Raw genomic sequence first — 290 nt, 5'->3', positions numbered from 1 at the left:
GTCAAACGTTAAAAATTCCCCGCACCGGATAACCCCTTATGACTATTGCTATATTACCTGCACGTTTAGCTAACCAAATTGCTGCAGGTGAAGTGGTTGAACGCCCCGCCTCCGTTATCAAAGAGCTGATTGAAAACAGTTTAGATGCGGGTGCAACATCAATTCATATTGATGTTGATAAGGGTGGCATTAAGAAAATAAAAATTACTGACAATGGTCATGGCATAGTTAAAGATGAACTAACCTTGGCATTAAGTCGTCATGCAACCAGTAAAATTAAAAACTTAAAT

At 38.6% G+C, this 290-nt stretch carries 1 protein-coding gene; it reads left to right on the top strand.

What is annotated here, in order from left to right; all coding sequences use genetic code 11:
• Positions 1-38: 38 nt before the first annotated feature.
• On the top strand, positions 39-290 hold a 252-nt coding region (locus ACX6CF_RS27185; protein WP_458788493.1), incomplete at its 3' end, for an ATP-binding protein.

This window comes from Vallitalea sediminicola (assembly GCF_054408565.1).
This window is presented reverse-complemented; position numbering and strand designations above follow the sequence as displayed.